Here is a 2,785-nt window from a genome sequence, read left to right as displayed (position 1 = left end):
AGGGATAGAGTTTTAATTATTGTTGAATATTTAATACTAGTTTCGCTTAACCTCGGGCGAGGTTTTAACCAATATTCATTACCCACTCGTACAGAATTCATACCTGTTTTCTGACCGGAGGCGGAGCGTCTCGGCTCCGCTCCTGAGTTCTGAATTCTTCTTATAAACAGGATTGCTAAAATTAAAGCTGAGAAGCCAATAGCTAAAGTCCAACTTAAAGGAATATTATTGAGTGATACTTCAAGCTGACCTGCTAAAACTACTAATATCCCTGAACCAAAGATAACAGCCATTCTATAAAACAGTGAGCGAATGCCAACAAAAAAGGCTTGTTGTTCTGGAGATAAGGCAAGGAGATAGAAGCCATCTGTGGCAATGTCATAAGTTGCAGAAATAAATGCTCCTATTGTTAATGTTGCGAGGGAGATGAAAAAGAAATTTGGTAGTTGTAAGGAGATGGCTATCAAACCCAAGCAGCAGAACATGGCAAATTGGGTATAAAGTATCCATTTACGTTTGGTAGAGTAAATATCAACAATTGGGCCCCAAAACATTTTGATGACTCAAGGTAGATAGAGAAAACTTGTCCACAGGGCAATTTGAGTGTTATCTATTCCCAGTTTTTTGTAAAAGATTACGGAAACTGTGTTGATGATGATGTAAGGTATGCCGGAGGTGAAATATAGGGTGGGAATGAATGTCCAAGGGGAGGTTGTTTGGTGTTTCATGGATTTGGGGAACGAACCGCCAAGACGCCAAGTGCGCCAAGAGAAGATTAAGAGAGGATGATGCGTTTGATGCCGTCTTTGAGTAGGGGGACGTTAAAGTTGATGAGAAGGGCTAAGGGGTAATTAGTCATTTTAAGGTATGAAAGGACTTGAGCTTCGTGGATTGGGGCTAAATTTTGGACAGCTTTTAATTCCACAATTAGACAATTGGCAACCAGAAAATCTAATCTCCCCTTACCTACTTCATGTCCTTTGTAATTCACTATTACCCCCTTCTCAACCACATGAGGTATCCCGCACCTGAAAAATTCTATAATTAGCGCCTCCTTATACACCTCCTCCAAAAACCCAGGCCCCAGCACCCTATGCACCTCAATCGCCGCCCCAATTACAGCGTAAACTAATCTATCCACCTCTTCACTTGGCTCCCTTCTCTTGGCGTCCTTGGCGTCTTGGCGGTTCGTTTCCATCAATCCCTCTCCAACCCTGTGGCAAAATTTATTAGAGTCCTTCCTTAGTTTTCCCGCATGACCGCAACCATTCCCAATCTCCCCAGTCTCTACGACCCCTTTTCCACTGAAGCCAAGTGGCAAAAATTCTGGGAAGACAACCAAGTTTACAAAGCTGACCCCCACAAAGGCGGCGAACCCTACTGCATCGTCATTCCACCGCCGAATGTCACCGGCAGCTTACACATGGGTCACGCTTTTGAAAGTGCGTTGATTGATACCCTTGTGCGCTACCACCGGATGCAGGGACGCAATACCCTGTGGCTACCCGGAACTGACCACGCCAGCATCGCTGTGCATAGTATGCTGGAAAAGCAACTCAAGACAGAGGGTAAGACTCGCTACGAATTGGGGCGTGAAAAATTCCTAGAACGTGCTTGGCAATGGAAAGCCGAGTCTGAGGGAACGATTCTGAATCAGCTACGACGCTTGGGTGTCTCGGTGGACTGGTCACGGGAAAGGTTTACCCTGGATGAGGGTTTATCTAAAGCTGTTATCGAGGCGTTTACTCGCCTCTACGAGGAAGGCTTAATTTATCGTGGGGAATATTTAGTTAACTGGTGTCCCGCTTCTCAGTCGGCTGTGTCTGATGTAGAAGTAGAAAATCAAGAGGTGAATGGAAATCTCTGGCACTTTTGCTATCCCCTCACCGATGGTTCCGGTTTTGTCTCGGTGGCGACAACTCGACCAGAAACGATGCTGGGTGATACGGCTGTAGCGGTTAATCCCAATGACGATCGCTACAAACATCTCATCGGCAAAACTCTCACTCTGCCAATTCTACAACGAGAAATTCCGATCATTGGCGATGAATTTGTTGACCCCACTTTCGGCACGGGTTGCGTAAAAGTAACTCCCGCCCATGACCCAAATGATTTTGACATGGGTAAGCGTCACAATCTGCCGTTAATCAACATTATGAATAAAGACGGCACTCTCAACGCCAATGCCGGAGAGTTTCAAGGACAAGACCGCTTTATTGCTAGAAAAAATGTGGTTTCTCGCCTAGAAGCAGATGGCTTTTTGGTGAAGATCGAAGATTATAAACATACCATTCCCTACAGCGATCGCGGTAAAGTACCCATTGAACCCCTCCTCTCGACTCAGTGGTTTGTCAAAATTCGCCCCCTAGCTGACAACACTCTCGAATTCCTCGACCAGCAAACTTCTCCAGAGTTTGTCCCCCAACGCTGGACAAAGGTCTATCGTGATTGGCTAGTAAAACTCACTGATTGGTGTATCTCTCGCCAATTATGGTGGGGACACCAAATTCCGGCTTGGTACGCTGTCAGTGAAACGGATGGTCAAATTACTGATAACACGCCGTTTGTGGTGGCAAAATCGGAAACTGAAGCTTGGGAAAAAGCTAAATCACAATTTGGCGAAAATGTCAAGTTAGAACAAGACCCAGATGTGCTAGATACTTGGTTTTCTTCTGGACTCTGGCCATTTTCGACTTTGGGCTGGCCGGAACAAACTCAAGAATTAGCAACTTACTACCCGACTACTACTATGGTAACAGGCTTGGACATTATCATTTTCGGGGTA

The 2,785-nt window shown here is 45.4% G+C and carries 3 protein-coding genes and 1 pseudogene; 1 reads left to right on the top strand and 3 read right to left on the bottom strand.

What is annotated here, in order from left to right:
• Nucleotides 1-161 precede the first annotated feature (161 nt).
• From LC574_RS34380 to LC574_RS34370, 3 genes and pseudogenes are all read right to left on the bottom strand, one after another.
• Nucleotides 162-560: pseudogene (locus LC574_RS34380) on the bottom strand (MFS transporter); the annotation flags it as partial.
• 3 nt (nt 561-563) lie between these two features.
• The gene (locus LC574_RS39410; protein WP_229458082.1) at nt 564-728 is read right to left on the bottom strand and encodes a hypothetical protein; all 165 of its coding nucleotides are present in this window, start codon (nt 726-728) and stop codon (nt 564-566) included.
• 47 nt (nt 729-775) lie between these two features.
• Nucleotides 776-1,198, bottom strand: a complete 423-nt coding sequence (locus LC574_RS34370) for a GxxExxY protein (protein WP_229458083.1) — start codon at nt 1,196-1,198, stop codon at nt 776-778.
• Nucleotides 1,199-1,255: 57 nt separating this feature from the next.
• Between LC574_RS34370 and LC574_RS34365 the strand changes: the two genes are divergently transcribed.
• Nucleotides 1,256-2,785, top strand: a 1,530-nt coding sequence (locus LC574_RS34365; protein WP_229458081.1) for a valine--tRNA ligase, incomplete at its 3' end; no start/stop codon positions are given.

This window comes from Nostoc sp. CHAB 5715 (assembly GCF_020829685.1).
GTDB lineage: Bacteria > Cyanobacteriota > Cyanobacteriia > Cyanobacteriales > Nostocaceae > Nostoc.
The sequence above is the reverse complement of the archived record's forward strand: the minus strand, read 5'-3'. Positions and strand labels throughout refer to the sequence as shown.

Excerpts from the sequence above, each read along its gene's own strand:
- LC574_RS34370 (WP_229458083.1), bottom strand. The coding sequence starts at position 1,198 with ATGGAAACGAACCGCCAAGACGCCAAGGACGCCAAGAGAAGGGAGCCA.
- LC574_RS39410 (WP_229458082.1), bottom strand. The coding sequence starts at position 728 with ATGAAACACCAAACAACCTCCCCTTGGACATTCATTCCCACCCTATAT.